This window comes from Streptomyces sp. NBC_01591 (assembly GCF_035918155.1).
In the GTDB taxonomy this organism is placed as follows: domain Bacteria; phylum Actinomycetota; class Actinomycetes; order Streptomycetales; family Streptomycetaceae; genus Streptomyces.
On sequence record NZ_CP109328.1, the window covers coordinates 765940 to 783271 of the forward strand.

Annotated in this window: 16 protein-coding genes and 1 pseudogene; 8 read left to right on the forward strand and 9 right to left on the reverse strand. The window is 69.2% G+C overall.

Annotated elements, in window-relative coordinates:
• Position 1 precedes the first annotated feature (1 nt).
• The 5 genes from OG978_RS44705 to OG978_RS48685 all read left to right on the forward strand — a co-directional run bounded on the left by OG978_RS44705 (position 2) and on the right by OG978_RS48685 (position 3987).
• Positions 2-1759 carry a glycoside hydrolase family 36 protein gene (locus OG978_RS44705; RefSeq protein ID WP_326770800.1) on the forward strand — a complete coding sequence of 586 codons (1758 nt, stop codon included), beginning with the start codon at positions 2-4 and terminating at the stop codon, positions 1757-1759.
• 23 nt (positions 1760-1782) lie between these two features.
• On the forward strand, positions 1783-2781 hold the full coding sequence (locus OG978_RS44710) for a LacI family DNA-binding transcriptional regulator (RefSeq protein WP_326770801.1): 999 nt from the start codon (positions 1783-1785) through the stop codon (positions 2779-2781).
• Positions 2782-3054: 273 nt separating this feature from the next.
• Complete coding sequence (locus tag OG978_RS44715; protein ID WP_326770802.1) at positions 3055-3276, forward strand: hypothetical protein; 222 nt, start codon at positions 3055-3057, stop codon at positions 3274-3276.
• Positions 3277-3407: 131 nt separating this feature from the next.
• The gene (locus tag OG978_RS48680; RefSeq protein ID WP_442817889.1) at positions 3408-3530 is read left to right on the forward strand and encodes a hypothetical protein; all 123 of its coding nucleotides are present in this window, start codon (positions 3408-3410) and stop codon (positions 3528-3530) included.
• Positions 3531-3540: 10 nt separating this feature from the next.
• A complete protein-coding gene (locus OG978_RS48685) occupies positions 3541-3987 on the forward strand; it encodes a hypothetical protein (protein WP_442817890.1) in 447 nt (148 codons plus the stop codon).
• Positions 3988-5422: 1435 nt separating this feature from the next.
• On the opposite strand, the gene OG978_RS44725 is transcribed toward OG978_RS48685, so the two are convergent.
• Genes OG978_RS44725 through OG978_RS44735 form a run of 3 tightly spaced genes read right to left on the reverse strand, consistent with a single transcriptional unit; the run spans position 5423 to position 9011 of the window.
• On the reverse strand, positions 5423-6292 hold the full coding sequence (locus tag OG978_RS44725; RefSeq protein ID WP_326770803.1) for a geranyl diphosphate 2-C-methyltransferase: 870 nt from the start codon (positions 6290-6292) through the stop codon (positions 5423-5425).
• Between the two features lie 14 nt (positions 6293-6306).
• A complete protein-coding gene (locus OG978_RS44730; protein WP_326770804.1) occupies positions 6307-7554 on the reverse strand; it encodes a family 2 encapsulin nanocompartment cargo protein terpene cyclase in 1248 nt (415 codons plus the stop codon).
• Between the two features lie 35 nt (positions 7555-7589).
• On the reverse strand, positions 7590-9011 hold the full coding sequence (locus OG978_RS44735; protein WP_326770805.1) for a family 2B encapsulin nanocompartment shell protein: 1422 nt from the start codon (positions 9009-9011) through the stop codon (positions 7590-7592).
• Positions 9012-9844: 833 nt separating this feature from the next.
• On the opposite strand from OG978_RS44735, the gene OG978_RS48690 reads away from it, so the two are divergent.
• On the forward strand, positions 9845-10444 hold the full coding sequence (locus OG978_RS48690) for an AAA family ATPase (protein ID WP_442817891.1): 600 nt from the start codon (positions 9845-9847) through the stop codon (positions 10442-10444).
• Complete coding sequence (locus tag OG978_RS44745; protein ID WP_326770806.1) at positions 10441-10578, forward strand: hypothetical protein; 138 nt, start codon at positions 10441-10443, stop codon at positions 10576-10578. The genes OG978_RS48690 and OG978_RS44745 overlap by 4 nt, the downstream gene beginning before the upstream one ends.
• 57 nt (positions 10579-10635) lie before the next feature.
• Here the strand turns inward: OG978_RS44745 and OG978_RS44750 are convergent.
• The 5 genes and pseudogenes from OG978_RS44750 to OG978_RS44770 form a co-directional block, all read right to left on the reverse strand.
• Positions 10636-11334 (reverse strand): annotated as a pseudogene (locus tag OG978_RS44750) (TniB family NTP-binding protein); the annotation flags it as partial.
• A gap of 20 nt (positions 11335-11354) precedes the next feature.
• A complete protein-coding gene (locus OG978_RS44755; protein WP_326770807.1) occupies positions 11355-11549 on the reverse strand; it encodes a hypothetical protein in 195 nt (64 codons plus the stop codon).
• A gap of 141 nt (positions 11550-11690) precedes the next feature.
• Positions 11691-12590 carry an alpha/beta hydrolase fold domain-containing protein gene (locus OG978_RS44760; RefSeq protein ID WP_326770808.1) on the reverse strand — a complete coding sequence of 300 codons (900 nt, stop codon included), beginning with the start codon at positions 12588-12590 and terminating at the stop codon, positions 11691-11693.
• A gap of 157 nt (positions 12591-12747) precedes the next feature.
• Positions 12748-14190 carry an MFS transporter gene (locus OG978_RS44765; RefSeq protein ID WP_326770809.1) on the reverse strand — a complete coding sequence of 481 codons (1443 nt, stop codon included), beginning with the start codon at positions 14188-14190 and terminating at the stop codon, positions 12748-12750.
• 3 nt (positions 14191-14193) lie between these two features.
• Positions 14194-15507 carry a M20 metallopeptidase family protein gene (locus tag OG978_RS44770; protein WP_326770810.1) on the reverse strand — a complete coding sequence of 438 codons (1314 nt, stop codon included), beginning with the start codon at positions 15505-15507 and terminating at the stop codon, positions 14194-14196.
• A 58-nt stretch (positions 15508-15565) separates the two neighbouring features.
• Here OG978_RS44770 and OG978_RS44775 point away from each other — a divergent pair, with 58 nt between their 5' ends.
• Complete coding sequence (locus OG978_RS44775) at positions 15566-16711, forward strand: Lrp/AsnC family transcriptional regulator (RefSeq protein WP_326770811.1); 1146 nt, start codon at positions 15566-15568, stop codon at positions 16709-16711.
• A gap of 323 nt (positions 16712-17034) precedes the next feature.
• Here OG978_RS44775 and OG978_RS44780 read toward each other — a convergent pair whose 3' ends face one another.
• Positions 17035-17301 (reverse strand): hypothetical protein, encoded by a 267-nt coding sequence (locus OG978_RS44780; RefSeq protein WP_326770812.1) that lies wholly within the window; start codon positions 17299-17301, stop codon positions 17035-17037.
• Positions 17302-17332 lie beyond the last annotated feature (31 nt).

A 17332-nucleotide genomic window follows, 5' to 3' on the forward strand; every position in this document is an offset into this window, starting at 1 on the left:
CGTGAGCACCCAGTCCACCGAGGCCGTCACCACTGCGGAACTGGCGCCCGCCACCTTCGAGCCACTGCTCGACACCGTGGAGATCGCCGTCCTGGCCCCGGGCGCCGACCCCGCCTGGTCACTGTCCGAAGTGCCTGGCGGCCTGAGAATGCTGCATGTCGAAGCCCCCGGCTCACCGGTGGAGATCCGGCTCTCCGCCCCGCTTGGCGATACAGCCGGCTACTGGCACCCGAAGGCAGGCTGGAGCCGGACCCTGGTCGCCGACTGGGAGGGCAGGTCCAGGGTCAGCCTCATCGACGGCCTCGCCGCCGGGTGCCTCTACGACTACTCGGGCGCCACACTGCTCGCATTCGCCGCAGCCGACCCCGTCCCCGAGGTCGCCCTGCGCTTCGGAGTGTCCGAGGAGAACGACACCCACGTCGTCCACCTCGAACTGCCGCCTTCCACCACACCGCACCGCATCCTCTTCGTACCGCGCAGCCCCTCAGTTGCCTGGGCCATGCGCCTGCTGCGCGGCTGGTACGAAAAGCAGATCCCGGCTGTCATGCCAGTTCCCGAAGCGGCCCGACTGCCTCTGTACTGCACCTGGTATGCCTTCAATCAGCAGGTCGATGCGACAGCCGTCGAGCAGCAGGCCGCACTCGCCGCGGACATGGGCTTCGGCACGCTCATCCTGGACGACGGCTGGCAGATTTTCGGCAGCGGCCGCGGATACGCGGGGGTGGGGGACTGGCTCCCCGACCCCGACAAATTCCCCGACTTCGCCACTCACGTCGCCCGCGTACGCCGACTCGGACTGCGCTACATGGCCTGGGTCGCGCCTCTGCTCCTGGGCCCCCGGACCGACTGCTACGAGCAATGGGCTTCCTACGCCCCGGCCCTCGCCAAGGTTCCCGGTGCTCACGTCCTCGACCCCCGCAGCCCCGAAGTCCGCTCCCACGTCGTCCGCCTGTGCGTGCGCCTGGTGCGCGACTACGGTCTCGACGGACTCAAGGTCGACTTCCTCGACGAAGCCATGGCCTACGCAGGCGATGGCAGGGGCGATGTCGGGCAGGCACTCACCCTCCTGCTCACCGAACTGCGCACCGCGTTGCTCGCCGAGCGGTCCGATCTGCTACTGGAACTGCGTCAACCCTACGTCGGTCCGGGCATGGCCGCGTTCGGCAACATGCTCAGATCCTTCGACTGCCCGGCCGACTCCACGGCCAACCGCGTCCGCACGATCGACACCGCGCTGCTCGCCGTTGGCGGTGTCGTCCACTCCGACCCCTTGCTGTGGGACACCACGGCCCCCGCGGCGACCGCCGCACGGCAGCTCATCGGGGCACTTCACTCCGTTCCGCAGGTCTCCGTGCGCCTCGACGCACTCCCCGAGGACCACGCCGAAGCGGTCCGCTTCTGGCTCGCCCAGTGGCGCCGCTTGCGCCCCCAACTGCTCGACGGAACGGTCGAGCCCGGCCGCCCTGACGATCTCTACACTCTGGTGCAGGCCGGAGCGGACGGGATGAACGTGGTGTCCGTGTTCAGCGACCGGACCGTACCGGTGCAGCCCGCGGTCCATCGCGAGACGGTCCTGATCAACGCGACTGCCGAAAACCGGCTGGTGCTGGAGGTCCAAGATGAGGGAGCGCAGGTGGAGGCCGAGATCCGTGATCCCTCCGGCCGTATCATCGAGCGGACCCGGATCACACTCACCCCCGGCCTGCACAACCTGCCAGTGCCGAACATGGGGCTGGCCCTGATCCGGAAAACTGCATGACCCTGCCAGCGAAAAGGGGACGAATGAAGGTCGGCATCGTTGAGATCGCTGCCCGGGCGGGTGTGAGCGAGGCCACCGTCAGCCGGGTCATCAACCGGCGTCAAGGAGTGGCGACGAAGACCAGGGACGCCGTCGAAAAGGCCATGGCAGAACTCGGCTACGAAAGGCCCGTGGAGGGCCAACTGGTCACGGTGATCACCGAGCACGTCTCCAACCCCTTCTTCGCCGACGTCGCCGAACGCATCGAGGCGGCACTGGCACCACACGGACTCAAGGCCGTGTTGTGCCCGGCGTTTCCCGGAGGGGTCCAGGAACGGGAGTTCATCGCCTCGATCATCGACAAGGGCATCGCGGCCGTCGTGTTCCTGTCCTCGTCCAACACCGTGGAGGGTGCCGACACCGAAACCTATGAGATGCTCCGCTCCCGACGTATCCCGTACATCGGTGTCAACGGGGGGTTCGCCGACAACGTTCCCGCGCCCGTCTTCTCCACCGACGACGCGCTGGCAGCCGAACTGGCCGTGGACCATCTCCACCGTCTCGGTCACCGCGCCATCGGCATGGCATCCGGGCCGGCCGGCAACCTCCCGGCCGACCGGCGTGTGCAGGGCTTCCTCGACGCCATGGCCAAACGGGGCAGCAAGGACGCCGAACGCTGGGTGATAAGGCAGTCCTACACCGTCGAAGGCGGTCAGGCAGCCGCGCATACCCTGCTACAGCTCGGTGCCACCGGCATCGTCGCAGCCAGCGACTACATGGCCCTCGGCGCGATTCGCGGCATCCGCCGACAGGGATTCTCGGTCCCTGGGGATGTCTCCGTCGTGGGCTACGACGGCTCCATGATCACGGAGTTTGTCGATCCGCCCCTGACCACCGTGAGGCAGCCGGCCGACCGGCTCGCCCTCGAAGTCGGCCGCAGCGTCCTGTCGCTCGTCAGTAACCGCGAAGTACCGACGGGAGAACTCTTCTTCGACCCCGAACTGGTGATCCGCTCCACAACGGGGCCCGCGCCGCACAAGTAATTTGGGTGCGGCTCGGTTCAAGGGCATCTTCACCACCTGCCTCCGGCTGATCGATCCGTTGCTCACCGAGTTGGAGATCGACCCGAAGGCATACTGGGGCGGCTACGTCTCGCTGCACGACAGGCTGATCGAGGAGCAGGTCAAGGCCGTCCGCATCCAGTTGGAGGGCAAGCTTGCCAGGGCGCGAACTCTCTTCGAACAGCGTTACGGACACTTGGCGGCGAAAGAGCGTGAGATCGCGCGGCGACGATCACGCGGCAGTCGCCGAGATACATGGAGCACGATGAAGAGAGGCCCTGCCCGGCCTGCGGCTCGAAGGGCTGGCTCATGGGTGACACTCATATCGACGAGACGAACGAGCCCGTCGTGGTCTTCACGCCCTACGTCTTCGCCTGCTCCGCCTGCGACCTCGGTGTCGAGAGCGAGGAACTCTGGGAACTCGGAGGCCTTGGTGACGAAGTCGTCCTCGACGTGACCCTGAGGAGTTCTACGTGAGCTGGGAGCCCGACGAGGACCTCTGCAGAGACAGGTAAACCCTCGACCGCACGTCCACCCCGCGAGACGCGCTCACGCTCGCCGGATCGCTCGCCTCGGAACTGGAGGCCGCCGAGGAGGTGGTGCTGGCCGTGCCGCTGTACAACCTCGGTGTCTCCCAGCACTTCAAGACCTGGGTCGACCTGGTCATCGCCGGGGCGCCCCTGGGCAGCCCAGTGCTCAAGGACAAGCCGACCGTCCTGGTCACCGTGTGAGGCGGCGGCTATGGCCCTGGCACTCCGCGAGGGCTGGGGCCACTCCATCCCGTACCTCAAGCGCATCCTCGTCGACGTGTGGCACGCCGACCTCACGCTCGACTTCGATTCGGTGCGCCCCGGTTCCGGCCTCGTCGTCCAGGAGCCCGCCGACGAACCCGCCGACGAACCCGCGGGCGAGCTCGAGGCGGCTCGCCATCTTCCCGCCTCGCGGGTGGGCCCCGTCCTCATCGAGCAGTTGACAACGCGGGCAGGCAGCTTCTCTCCAGCATCAGGCCGGGGTGTCGGCTCGTCGTATGCCCGAGGCCGGGGGGTGGCCCCTCCACTCCACCAGCCGCTCCTCCCTCCAGGGGTATCCCCTGGAGCCTCCTGCTGCGGCATCTCCTGCGCCCGCCTTTCGGGGTACCGGGCGTTTGCACTGGTCACCATGCCCGTAGGGGCGTGGTCGGGATGCTGACATCCCCTCTGCGCACCCCCTGCCGCCCGCCTACCGAAAGGGAGAGGTGGGGGCGGGTGGGCGGGGAGCGCCTCGGGGATCGGTGGCCGGCCAGTCCCTCTCGCGCGTCGGTGGGGCCGCGCGCGACGGTGCCTCGGTGTTCACCGCGCCGCGGTGAACAGAGCGCCATGGCACCCGCCCAGCGCCCCAGGAACGGACGGGCGAGCAGACGCGGGAGGGGCCCATCGAATCCGGGCCCCTCTCGTGTCTGCACCCCGACCGTCTACCAGTGCATGCCGAGTTGGTTGAGGTCCGTCCGGCGCTGCTCGGGGAGCTTCGCGGCGCGTTTGCGGACGTTGTCGAGCCGGGTGCCGAGCTTGACCACCACGAGCCCATGGGGAGGCCCCCGGCCCGGCCGGGCGAGCCGACGCTCCTGCAGTCACGGCGCGGCAGTCTGATCCGGCGGCACTTTCCCGATCTGGTCGCCGCGGCGAAGCAGCCTTCGTGGGTGAGAGTCGCGCGGAAGTTCTCCAGGGCACGGGGAGCGTGACGAAGCCCTTCCCCGGCGGGGGAAGGGCTTCGTGAGCGAGCGCCGGGCAGGCCTTGCACCTGCATTTCCCCGTAGGAAGCGGGACGTCTTTCCTTGGACCACCAACGCAGCGTCAGTCACCCTGAGTTGCGGCGAACTGTCAAGATCAACTATAGCGTATGTGGGCCGTCGGCCGGCCCCGGTCGACGCGCGGCGGTTGAGCGGCAGATCCGGCCGATGCGCGCGCTCAGCGCCAAGGCGTTCCCCGATTCGGAGACCGTGGTGGACGATGCGCCGGCCCCGATCGAGGCGGTCCGCGCCCAGCGCCGCCGTCGTCAGGCTGCGGCCACCGAGGTCGCAGCTGGGGCGGACTGCGTGATGCAGAGCCATCAGGGCTCGGAGGCGTCGCTGTTGGTTTGCCGGTTCGGCGAGCGGATCAGCAGCTCAGGCCTGGGCGTACGAGTAGGCCGCCAATACGGGCAGGCAGTTTTGCGCCCGGGAGAGGGGACGGGCCCCTTGGGCTTGGTATTGGGAACCGAGCGGGGATTTCGGCGCGAGCCTGCCCGGGCAGGGGACGAGGCGGGAGCGGATTCCGGTGCTCGCTCGTCAGTAGCCGCGGGGTTCTCCGTCATCGATCGGCTGGAGGCCTGCGGGAGGGAGAACGCTTGGTGGTTGTGTTGTCGAGACGGTCGTCGGGTGGCTCAGGTTCGTCCGGGAGATGGCTGTGTGCGGTATCCCCATCGGAGTCTGTGCCGCACGAGTTCTGGTCGGCGGTGTTGTGCCTCCTCTTGGTGAGCAGGTCTGGGACCCACTGTGTCGGTGCGGGATCCATCGGGGAGCAGACTCTCCTATCTGGACTTCTGACGGGGGTGCTGCGGGACGCGTGCCCGCGTGTCCGGGGTGCGTCCCGCAAGCGGGTCGACGAGATCAGATCCGGTCGGCGGCGATCAGCAGGTACTGGAAGCTGCCGTTCTTGTACGCGGTCAGGAACGTGTCCTCGATGCCGGTGACCAGGGAGGACCTGGCGCGCAACTCCCAGTACGGGATGGTCGCCGCGGTGAGGTCCACCACGCTGATCGGCACGAGCCGGTTGTTCGCCATCTCCTTGAAGTAGGTGGAGCGGGGGTGGATGTCGCAGATGTAGTGGGCGTTGATCGTCGAGACCTCGCGGGAGGGCAGCCCGTACGTGTCGTTGTAGCAGCCGGTGATGGTGACGTACCGGCCGCCGCGTGCGAGGAGGCGGGCGTATTCGCCGAACAGTGTCGACAGGTCGACGTACATCGTGGACTCGTTGTTCCAGATGGCGCGGAACGAGCCGGTCTCAAAGCCGGTGTCGAGCATGTTCTTGAGGCGGAAGCGCACCTTGCCGTCCACACCGTGCTTCTCGGCCTGCGCCATGGCAAAGGCCACCTGGGTCTCGGAGATGGAAATCCCGTCCACGTGGCAGTTGAACCGCTTGTTGGCGACAAGACTGCCGCCGCCCCGGCCGCAGCCGGAGTCCAGGAGGCGGTCGTTGGGGGTGATGGCGCCGAGGTGGTCGACGAGGAAGTCGGCCTGGGCGCACTCCAGGCGGTGCAGTTCGGCAATGATGCGCTCGTCGCGGGTGTCCTGGGGGCCCTCCAGGACCGACCAGTCGACGTCGCCGATGCCGTAGTGGTGATGGTAGAAACCGTCGACCTCGCCCAGCCGGAGGTTGACGGGGTTCTTCTCGCGGTTCCAGTAGTCGGCCACCGACTCCTGGTACGGACTGATGGCCGGGGCTGCTGCCGCGCCAGCTCGGTGCGCTGTGGTGGTCATGCGGTTGCCTTCTCTCACCAGTAGTTGGGCAGGGAGTAGCGGTAGATGTTGGTGTGGTGCCATTCGTGGTTGCCGGCAACCCAGGCGGCGAGGCCGGTGGTGTAGCGGGCCAGGACCGGGTCCTGGGCGGCCAGGACGGAGGATTCGTCCTCGAAGGCGTGCATGATCTCGTTGTGGATGTCGACGGCCTTCAGGTAGGCGTCCTTCAGGCCGCGGCGCTCCTCGGCGGCGATCACCACCGGGAGGTTCAGGTGGTGCTCGTCGATGGCCATCTCTTTGGTGAAGGAGTACAAGTCGTTGACGAGCGTGGTGGCGTTGCAGGCCAGCGCGGTGACGCGCTGGACCTCAGGGCGGGAGTAAAGCGGTTCGGGCAGTTCGTAGCCGTCAACGGCGTCCACGATGGACAGGCAGGGGCGGAAGTTGTTGAACTGCCGCATCACCAGGTACTGCCACACCGGTGGGGTGGTGCGGGTCTGCGCCCAGGCGCCCTCGGCGAGATACCCCAGGTGCAGGCGTGCGATGTCGTGGATGAACCGTGTGACCTGGCTGGGAGTGGCGATGTCCCGGAAGGCGCGGATCGCATCGGCGTAGGAGCGCAGCGGAGCGTCCGCGCCCAGCCCCTCCTGCCACTGCTGCTGGTAGCCGTCCGCGGTGTGCAGGGGGTCCAAGGCGCTCTGCGCGATGATGAGCCGGCCGCCCAGGCCGACGGGGGACCCGCCGTAATCCTCGCAGTAGCAGTCATCGACGACGTTCTCCGCGACCAGCAGTTTGCCCGCGACGACGAGCCGCTCCAGATCGGCCGCCGCTGGGTGCTGCAGGACGACCGCGCGACCGACCTGGAATCCAGCGAAGTCCCCTGCCCATTCAGGGGGAAACAGGGCGAGCTCACGGGCCCAGGCTTCGAGTCGCCGGTCCACCTCGGCGACCTTGGCCGGGTCGGCGGGCACGGCGGGCGGACAGTGCAGGCCCGGAATCGGGTCACCGGCGCTGGGCCGGGCCACGGAGGCAGGAGCTGACCGGCCGTCGCCAGCGGGCGGCGGAAGGAGGGCCCTGGCCGCTGATGTGCCCAAGCCGGTCGGGCCGCCGGGAAGCCACGCCGCCGCCCGCTCCGCCGGGGGTACGGGCCCCGCAGCCGTCGGCTCCGGCGGCGGGGCCGACAGATCCAGTTTCCCGGGACGTGCCGGGTCGGACAGCAAGGCGCTCACCGGGCCCGCCACCTCATGGGTGGCGGGGGCGGCGAACATCTGGGACAGCAACGACACCGTCTCAGCCCTCCTTCACTCGCCGGATCAGGTGCTCAGTCACGCGGTCGTACCTCGACGTTTTCGAGAATGCCGATCGCATCCGGGACGAGGACGGCGGCGGAGTAGTAAGTGCTGACGAGGTAGGAGATGATCGCCTTCTCGTCGATTCCCATGAACCGGACGTTGAGTCCGGGCTCGACCTCGTCCGGCAGACCGGTCTGGTAGAGGCCGATGACGCCCTCGTTGTCCTCGCCGGCACGCATGGCGATGATCGAGGAGGTCTGGTGTTCCGAGATCGGGATCTTGCCGCACGGCAGGATCGGCACGCCCCGCCAGGCGGGGATGTGGTGGCCGTCGACGTCGACGCTGCTGATGGCGATGCCCCGCTTGTTGCACTCCTTGCCGAAGGCGGCGATGGCACGCGGGTGGGCGAAGATGTACTCGGTCCCACGGCGCATGCTCAGCAGGTCGTCGAGGTCGTCCGGAGTGGGCGGGCCGGAGTGGGTCGGGATGCGCTGGTCGAAGTCGGTGTTGTTGAGCAGCCCGAACTCGGGGTTGTTGATCAGCTCCTTCTCCTGACGCTCGCGCAGCGCCTGGATGGTGAGCCGCAACTGCTGCTGCGTCTGGTTCATCGGCTGGTTGTAGAGGTCGGCGACCCGGCTGTGCACCTTCAGCACCGTCTGTGCCACGCTCAACTCGTACTCTCGCGGGTTGAGTTCGTAGTCCGCGAACGTGGTCGGCAGGATCGGCTCGCCCTTGTGGTCGGACAGGAAATCGATCGCGGCCTCACCGGCCTTGTTCGTCGGCTTCTGCGCGTCGGTGCTGCGCTGGTGGACGTGAGACCGCAGCGCCTCATGCTGGCCGGCGACCGCCTTGTACGCGCTGTGCGGCAGAGCCAGGACTGTCGTCGCAGTCAACGCACGGGCCGTGAAGTCCCACTTGCCGTCCCCCCCGGCCAGCACGTTGCCGCCGAAACTGTCGCCGTCCGACAGCCGGCCCACGATGGACTCACCCTCGTACTGCGCGGGCCTGACCTTCTCCACCTTGCCGTGCACGATCAGGTGGACGTGATCGGCCTTCCGGCTCTCCTCCACGATGACCTGGCCGGGATCGAACTCCTTCTGGACGAACTTGTCGGCCAGCGCGCCCAACGCCGTGCGATCGTCGAACCCACGCAGCAAGGGCAGCTCGGCCAGCTCCTCCGGGATGACACGAACCTTGGACCCGTTCTTTTCGAACAACACCTTCCCGTCCCCAACCGTGAACGACAGGCGCCGGTTCACCCGGTAGGCGCCGCCGGGAACGTTGACCCACGGCAGCTTCCGCAGCAGCCACCGCGAGCTGATCCCCTGCATCTGGGGTTCGGACTTGGTGGTGGTCGCGAGATTCCGCGCCGCCGCGGTGCTGAGGCTGAGCTGCTCCTGTGCTTGTTCCTGCGCCTGCGTGGCTTCTGACGGGCGCGTCTCGACAGTCATCGACTACCTCTCCCAATTCATTGAGATGACCCGCCTGACTCCAGCAGGGCAGACTTCACCAAGGGACAGGCGGAATCACGTTCCGTGCCTATTGCTAACGCATCGTGACGAATGGGTGCGGCAGGCGCGCCTGCCGCGCTCGAGCGCACCGCGGCAGCGGCGGTTTCTCGCCGAGCGCCTGGACGGGCTGGTGGACGAGCCCAGGCCCGGGGCGGAGACGTCCCTGCTCATTGCCGGTTGCGGCCTGCGCGCGGCACGGCCCGGGTCCGGCCCCCCTCCACGGTGGGGAGCCGGCCCGGCATGCGTCTCGTGATGGTCGGGAGGAAGCCGCAGCCCCACGTTTCCCGCCGGGTGCGGAGGTGTTGTGCGGCTGGCCGGGTGTTATGCGGTGGCGGCCCGTGCCGGCACCGCCCGGCTGCTCCTGGCGAAGCTGGCCTCGGCGGCGGGACCTCGACTTCGGCCCCTTCGCCTTGACCGGGCAGCGGCGCCCGGCGAAGTCCAGACCCTCGACGTTCACGCCCAGGATCTCCTCTGGCTCTGAGTGACGAGGAGTAGCGAATTCAGTGCTGCTTCGTGTAAGCGGACACTTCGCAGTCGTGGGCCGGAGAGCCGCAGAACTGCGCACTTCCCGGCCTGAGTTTGCCGGTCTCTTCCCTGGTCAGGGGATGGCGGACCGGTTTGTGTCAACCCGAGGATCGCCTTGGGGCCGTCTCGGTGAGCCTGGTGGGTTTCTGCGTGTCGGGAGCCTGGCTCTTTCGTCGGTGGAAAGTGCGGTCGGTCCGGGTTCGTCGGGCCGGGCGGGATCTGTACGGGCATCGGGATGCGAATCCCGGATGAAGGAGAAGCGCGATGGGTGCGGAGATGCGGGGCGCGGGCGGTGGTGCGGGACGCGGCTGAGATCTCTACCGAACCCGGGGCGGTTCACTGAGCGGCCGAGTTGGCCTGCCTTTGATGGCGTCGAGATACTGACCCCTGTGAGTAGCGTCGCGTTCGTGGTCATCTCAGGTCTACCGGGCAGCGGGAAGAGCACCCTGGCACGGAGTCTGGCCAGGCGCCTCAGCCTTCCGGTGATCGATAAGGATGTGATCCTGGAGTCCCTCTACGACTCGCTCGGAGTCGGTGACCACGCCTGGCGAAACAGGCTGAGCAGAGCAAGTGACGACATCATGTTCGCCTTGGCAGCGGACGCCGGCCGGGCCGTGCTCGACAACTGGTGGCATCACGACACCGCCCCCGACCGACTCCAGAGCCTCGCCGGCCTCTTGATCGAAGTCCATTGCGACTGCGACGTCGCCCTCGCTGCCGAGCGATTTCAGGCACCCGACACCCCGGCCACCTCGACCCGCAACTCACCCCCCAGCAGGTCGCCGAGCGCGTGGCTGCTGTCCGTGCCACTTACCCGGGCCCACTCAACTTGGGCGGTCCGTTGTTGACCGTCGACACCAGCCGCGCCGCCGACGTTGCGGAGATCGCGGAGAAGATCGCACACACCCTGGGCACCAACCACAACGAGCAGACGACACTTCGCACGCGGGCCCGGGCCGAAGCGCCTGCCGCGGCCAGTTGACCCCCGTCCGTGAGGGCGGCGGACCTTGAGCCCGCGGAGCTCTTCTTGACGTCCGTATCATGCCGGTGTGGCCGGTCGGCGGGTGCGTGGGCGCCTGTGTTCTTCGGCGAGGTGGTCGAGCTGGACGGCTTCCAGCGATGTCTTGGTGATGCGTTCGGTGCCGTCGCAGATGGCGGTGATGGCTGTCTGGCGGATGAGGCGGGCGAGGCTTCCGATCCGTCCCGCGGTCCGCTGGTGAAGGTAGGACGCGTGGCGGGGGAGGGTCCCTACCCGGTGCGCGCGGAGATCGAGCGCGGCTTCCACCGCCGTGATCAGCTCTTTGAACGGCTTGTGTTTCCCGAGCCGCGCCGGGAACGCTCCGCATTCCACCAGGCTCGCGCGTGCGGCGAGTTGCGCGCCACGCACACCGCTGAACAGGGCGGTCGTGGTGACGTCGATGCCCGCGTACATGAACGTCGCACCGATGCGTTCGGTGAGGCCTTTGAGGAGGTCGGCGGTCTGGGCGCCGGTGGTGGTGCGGGGGTTGAGGCTGTGGATCTCGTCGATGAGAACGAGACGGACACCGGCCTGGTTGTAGGTGTGGCAGACCGCGTCGGTGATCTGGGCCTGGGGCATCCGGGTGGTGACGGGGATGCCGAGGTAGCGGGCGAATTCGGTGGCGAGGGTTTTCGCACTCGCGCCGGGCGGGACGAGGACGTACGCGACCGGTACCGGGGGATGCGCGGACGAGGCCGACAGCGGGTGCCTTTGGGTGTGGAGTGCCGGTGGGCGGCGGTTCACCATTTCTCAGCCTCCGCGCGGGCGTCATACAGCCCGTACCCGGTGTGCGGGACGCCCGGCAAGCCGTCGTCGTCTTCATCGGCGTCCTGGTCCGGGTGTAGCGGCTCGTCGGGGGCGTCGTCGAGATCGTCGAGGCTGTCGGGCCTTTGCAGCTCCCGCACCCGCGCATGCAACTCGGCCGACACCTCCATAACTTCCTACCCGCCCCAGTGGCCCTGCGCCGGTGGGAGCGATCTCGGTCACGTCCTGGAATGCAGGGAGTGTTCCACGCCACCTGCCCGTCCGGCCCGAGCACGGGGTCCGGGCGTGCGCAGCGCACGCGTGGGGCACCGTCAGCTCGTTCTCAGGGCGGCGCAGAGGGTGGCGCGGGCTGCTCTGCCTTCGGGGATCGGCAGGAGGGGGTAGACGTGCAGCATCGTCGGCGCCTCGTGGAAGTCCACTTCGAGGCCGGTTGTCGTGGCGCGGGCGGCCAGTCGGCGGGCGTCGGGGTTGACGATGTCGCGGGTTCCGCTGAACAGCGTGATCGGGTTCAGCCCGGTGAGGTCGGCGAGAAGGGGGCTGACGTGCGGGTGGTCGGCGGGGAGGTCTCCGCGGTACAGGTCCCCGGCGTAGCGTGCGCCGGGGACGGCGAGCCAGGGGTCGCGGTCTTCGAGCGGGGCGATTCCCGGGTTGGTGAGGGTGATGTCCAGCCAGGGCGAGATGAGGATCGTGCGGGCGGGCGGGGGCAGTCGGCGGTCGCGCATGTGGAGGGCGACGGCGAGGGCCATGCCGCCGCCGGCGGAGTCTCCGATGAGACTCGGACCCGTGTCGGCCCCGTCTTCGAGGAGTTCGGCGGCCAGGTCGGTCACGGCCGGTACCACTTCGACCGCGGTGGCCAGGGGGGCGAGTGGGTAGATCGGCACCGTGACCCGGGTGTCGGTTTCGACGGCCAGCTGGGCGATCAGCTTCCAGTGCTGAGGGGCTATCTCGTTGATGTACGCGCCGCCGTGCAGGTAGATCGCGCGCCGTCGGGGGGTGCGGACGCGCGGGGTGACCTCGTAGATGGGCCATCCGGCCACCCGGCGTACGGCGAGGTCGACCGAACGCTCAAGGCCGGCCGGCGGCGCGTACCCGACCGGGCGCACCGAACGGGCGAGGACCTGTCCCCGGACAGCCTCCGCCGAGCTGAAGAGTTTCTTGGCGCCGCGAAGCCTCAGCACGGTTGGCATCGCTCTGCTGGTCAGGCTGGGCACGGTACGGCTCCGTTCCTGGGGCGCTCGGTGTACTTCGGTGACAGGTCAGGCGGTGACAGGTCAGGTCAGGTCGGTTTTCTTCGACTGGGGGTGGTCTCCCTGACGGACTCGAGCTGCTGTGCGGCTCCACGGGCAAGCACCGTGATCGTGCTACGAGCTACTGGCCGGCGCTCCCGGGCGGCTTTCCCTCGTGACGGCGGGCCAGCCGGCTGAGTGCGGCGGCCGCCAGTGCGCAGAGTGCGCTGACGAGCCAGACGGTGCGGTAGCCGTTCTCGCCGGGCTGGCCGGTCGTGGGAGAGACGAAGGCGCTGAGGAGGGAGGCGAAGAGGCCGCCGGCGACCGCGCCGCCCAGGGTCTTGACGTTGTTGTAGAGGGCGGCGGCGATACCGGTGCGGGAGACATCCGACGCCTCGACGATCACGGTGGGCATGGCGCCGAGCGACAGGCCCATCCCGAGCCCGAGGAGGAAGGACTCCGCCGCCATCTGCCACACCGCGTCGTGGACCAGCGCGTACAGGACGAACGCGGCGGCCACCAGCCCGAACGCCGTCACCAGGGTGGCTCGGTAGCCGATCCGCCGGGCGACCGCCGCGGTGGCGAAGGAGCCGAGGACGGCGGCGACGTAACCCGGCAGTGAAACAAGTGAGATGGCCAGGGCGGACAGGGCGAAGCCGTATCCCGCCGTCGTTGGATCTGCGGCGAAGAACATCGTGTTGGGGGCCTGGCTGCCGAAGTAGAAGATGCCGAAGAGGAATGCCGCGAGGTAGAAGGGGCCGGCCTCGCGGCCGACGAGGGCCCGGAGGTCCACCAGCGGTTCGGCGGCGCGCAGCTCCACGAGAATCCAGATGATCAGGAGGAGGACACCGAGGAGGAGAGGGCCGAGGACCGCCGGGCTGCCCCATGCTCCGTTCTTCGCTGCGCCGACGCCGCTCAGCAGGGCGAGGACGGCCACGCTGAGCAGTGACACGCCGGGCCAGTCGACCCGGCCGCTCGCCCGATGGGCGGATTCGGGTACGGCGACGTACGAGACGGGCACGCAGACCAGTGCGAGCGCCGCCGGTATGAGCAGGGTCAGGCGCAGATCCCCCGAGGCGGAGTGGACCAGGGCCAAGGCCAGGCCGCCCACGAGGGAGCCGAGTGCCAGCGAGCCGACCAGCAGGGCGATGGCCCGCCGTGCCTCGGCGACGGGCAGCCGGTCGCGCACGAGGGCGATCTCCAACGGCAGCAGGGCGGCAAGCGGTCCTTGGAGGAGCCGCCCGGCCAGCAGCACCGGGTAGCTGTCCGCCAGCGCCACGATCAGGGTTCCCGCCGCGGTCACGACGAGGGCAATCCGGAGTATCCGCCGGTGCCCGTACAAGTCGCCGAGGCGCCCGAACAGGGGGACACACACGGCGGCCGCCAGCAGCTGGACGGAGATGATCCAGTTGGTGTCGGCGGTGCCGATGCCCAGGTGCGCGGCGAGGTCGGGAAGGAGCGGTGTGATGCCCGCCTGGAGGACCCCGCTGGTGAGCTCGAAGAACACGAGCAGGCCGACGACGGCGGTGACGGCACGCGCGGGGATCTGCGCGACCGGTCTGGCCGGGCTGTTGGTGTGGGTCATGGGTCACTCCTGCGAGGAAGGCGAGACCGGGGATCCGGCGGAGGAATCGGACGTTACGGAGGGTGAGGGTGAGGGTGAGGGTGAGGGTGAGGGTGAGGGTGAGGACGAATCCGAGCGGGCGGAGGTGGCGCGTGCGAGGCGCCGCAGGGCCAGTCCGGCGAGCAGCGCGGCAGCGTGGGGCAGCGCGGCATCGTCGTAGACGGCCTGGGGCGAGTGGTTCATCGGGGCCGTGGTGGGGTCGGTGCCGGCCGGGCAGGCGCCGAGCCCGAGGAACGCGCCCGGCACCTCGCGCAGCACGAAGGAGAAGTCCTCCGAGCCGGCAAGCGGCGTCGGCGCCACAAAGACCCGGTCCTCGCCGAGGACGTCCCGGGCAGCTTCGATGGCGAACGCGGTCTCGCCGTCGTGGTTGATCGTCGGCGGGTACTGGTGGACGTAGTCGATGTCCACGCTCACGCGGTGGGCAGCGGCGATGCCGTGCACGGTCCGCTCGAACGCCATGCGGACGGCGGCCCGCGAGGCGTCGGAGAAGGTCCGGACGGTGGCGGAGAAGCGGCCCGACTCCGGGATGACGTTGGGCGCGGTACCGGCCTCCAGGCGGCCGACCGTGACGACGGCCGGGTCGAAGATGTCGATCTCACGCGTCACCAGGGTCTGCAGCGCGGTGACCATCGTGCACAGCGCGGGCACGGGGTCGACGGCGGCGTGCGGGGACGAACCGTGGCCGCCGACGCCGCGCACGGTGACGTGGACGGTGTCGGAGGCCGCGAGCATGGGGCCCGGTCGGGTGGCGGCGAATCCGGTCGGGGCTCCACGGGAGACGACGTGCAAGGCGTACGCGGCGACGACCCGCTCACCGGCCGCGTCGAGCACCCCCTCGTCGATCATGATCTGGGCGCCGCCCTGGCCCTCCTCGCCGGGCTGGAACATGAGGACGACGTCACCGGCGAGCTGCCCGCGGCGGGCCGCGAGCAGGTGTGCGGCGCCGACGAGCCCGGTGGTGTGCAGGTCGTGACCGCAGGCGTGCATCCGCCCGTCGATGACGGACGCGTAGGAGACACCGCTGTCCTCGTGAACGGGCAGAGCGTCCATGTCACCCCGGAGGAGCACGGCCGGCCCGGGCCGCCCGCCGCGCAGCACGGCCGTGACCGAACTGAGGGCCCGGCCGTGCGTGATCTCCAGGCCCAGCTCCTCCAGGGCAGCGATCACCTTCGCCTGGGTGAGGGGAAGGTCCAGGCCCAGTTCCGGCTCCCGGTGCAAGGCGTGACGCAGCGCGGTCAGGACGGGAGCGAGAGCGTGGGCTTCGTTCAGTAGTGACATGGGCGTATCGTGGCGAGCCGCACCACCGACAGAGATCATCCGCAGGAAACAGTCATACATGAGTCATATACAGCCGGAATCGACCATCCAGGCCGATGTTCTCGACGACCTCGACCACCTGCTCGTCACCGCACTCCAGACCTCGCCGAGAGCGCGCTGGGAGCAGATCGGCGCGGCCATCGGCGTCGATGCCACGACGGCGGCCCGCCGCTGGAAACGGCTGACCGAGGCCGGATACGCGTGGCTGAGCTGCCACCCCGCCGGCATCGGCCCCACCCCGCCGGTGGTCGCCATCGTCGAGGTCGACTGCGCCGCCGGCACCCTGCACCAGGTGGCCGCCGCCATCGTGGACGACCCGCACCTGATCACGATCGACCACGTCACCGGCTCCCGGGACCTGATCCTCACCGGTGTGTTCCCCGACCACTCGGCGCTCGCCCGCTACGTCGGCCTGCGCCTGGAGGCGCTGCCCGGGGTCGCCGCGACCCGCTCCCAGATCGCCTCCGCCGTACACGCCGTCGGCAGCCGCTGGCGACTCGACCGACTCGCACCCGACGGCAGGCAGGCCCTCACCCCGGACCAGGCCAGCGGGGGCACCGTTCTCCGCCGCGGCCTCTCCTCCGCCGACGGACTCGACCACCACCTGCTCGCTCTCCTCGGCGAGGACTGCCGCACGTCGGCCGCCCTCCTCGCCGAGCGCACCGGAGCAAGCCCCAGCACCATCCGTCGGCGACTGGACCGCTTCCACCGCGCGGACGCCCTCATCTACCGCTGCGAGGTGGCCCGCTACCTGTCCGGCTGGCCCGTCGCCGTCACCCTCTGGGGCGTCGCACCGCCCGACGCTGCCCGGATCACCGGACAGCTCATCGCCCAGCGTGAAACACGCCTGTGCGCCTCGCTCTCCGGCCCGCACAACCTCCTGCTGACCGTCTGGCTGCGTTCCATGGAGGACATGTCCGCCTTCGAGGCCCGTCTGTACGCCCGCTTCCCCGAACTCACCATCACCGACCGGGCCGTCACCCTGTGGCCGCTCAAACTCGCCAGCCAGATCCTCGACCCGCAAGGCCGCCGCATCCGCGGCGTTCCCGTCTCCTTCTGGCACGACCCGGCAGCCGAACGCACCGAGGAAGACCTCATCCGGCGCCTCGCCGAGCCTCGCCGGCCCGGGCCAGATCGGATGCCCGGTACGCCCGACCACGCTTGATCCGCTGCGTGCCCCACAGCTCTGTCCGGGCTGGACCACCCGCACCACTCCAGATCGACTCCCGCATCACCACCGGCGACCCGATACAGACGACGCGGCCAGACCTCCACTCGCCAGCACCCGGGCGCGCGCGGAAGAACCCGTCAAGGCCAGCTGACATTAGCGGCCCAGTCTCGGTGGCCGCCGCCTGCGAGGCGGCGGTCACCGACCGCTCAGGCGGGCGGTGGCCCCGGCGCCCTGTTCGATCTGTACGCGGGCGGCTTATGGTGGCGGCCGGCGGCGGCCCGGCCACCGCCGATCTGGCAGGTCGATCGATCTGGAGGTCATGGGATGGCGGCTCGCCACGCGGGATGCAATGCGGGATAGAGGCTGACCAGGAAATAACCAGCCGCGATAACGAGCAAAGCCGTGGTGAGGCTGGTCATGGCGACCAGCAGGCCAGCGCCGAAAATGCCCACCGGCACCGCGGCCACAACCGCGGCCATGATCGCGCCGGACACGCGTCCCCGGAGCTCCGAGGGAATACGGCTGAACTGGACAGCGGTCAACAGCGGGTTCACCGGTCCAGCAGCGATGCCGGCGAGAGCCATGGCGACGACAAGCGTGGGAGTTCCGGGCATC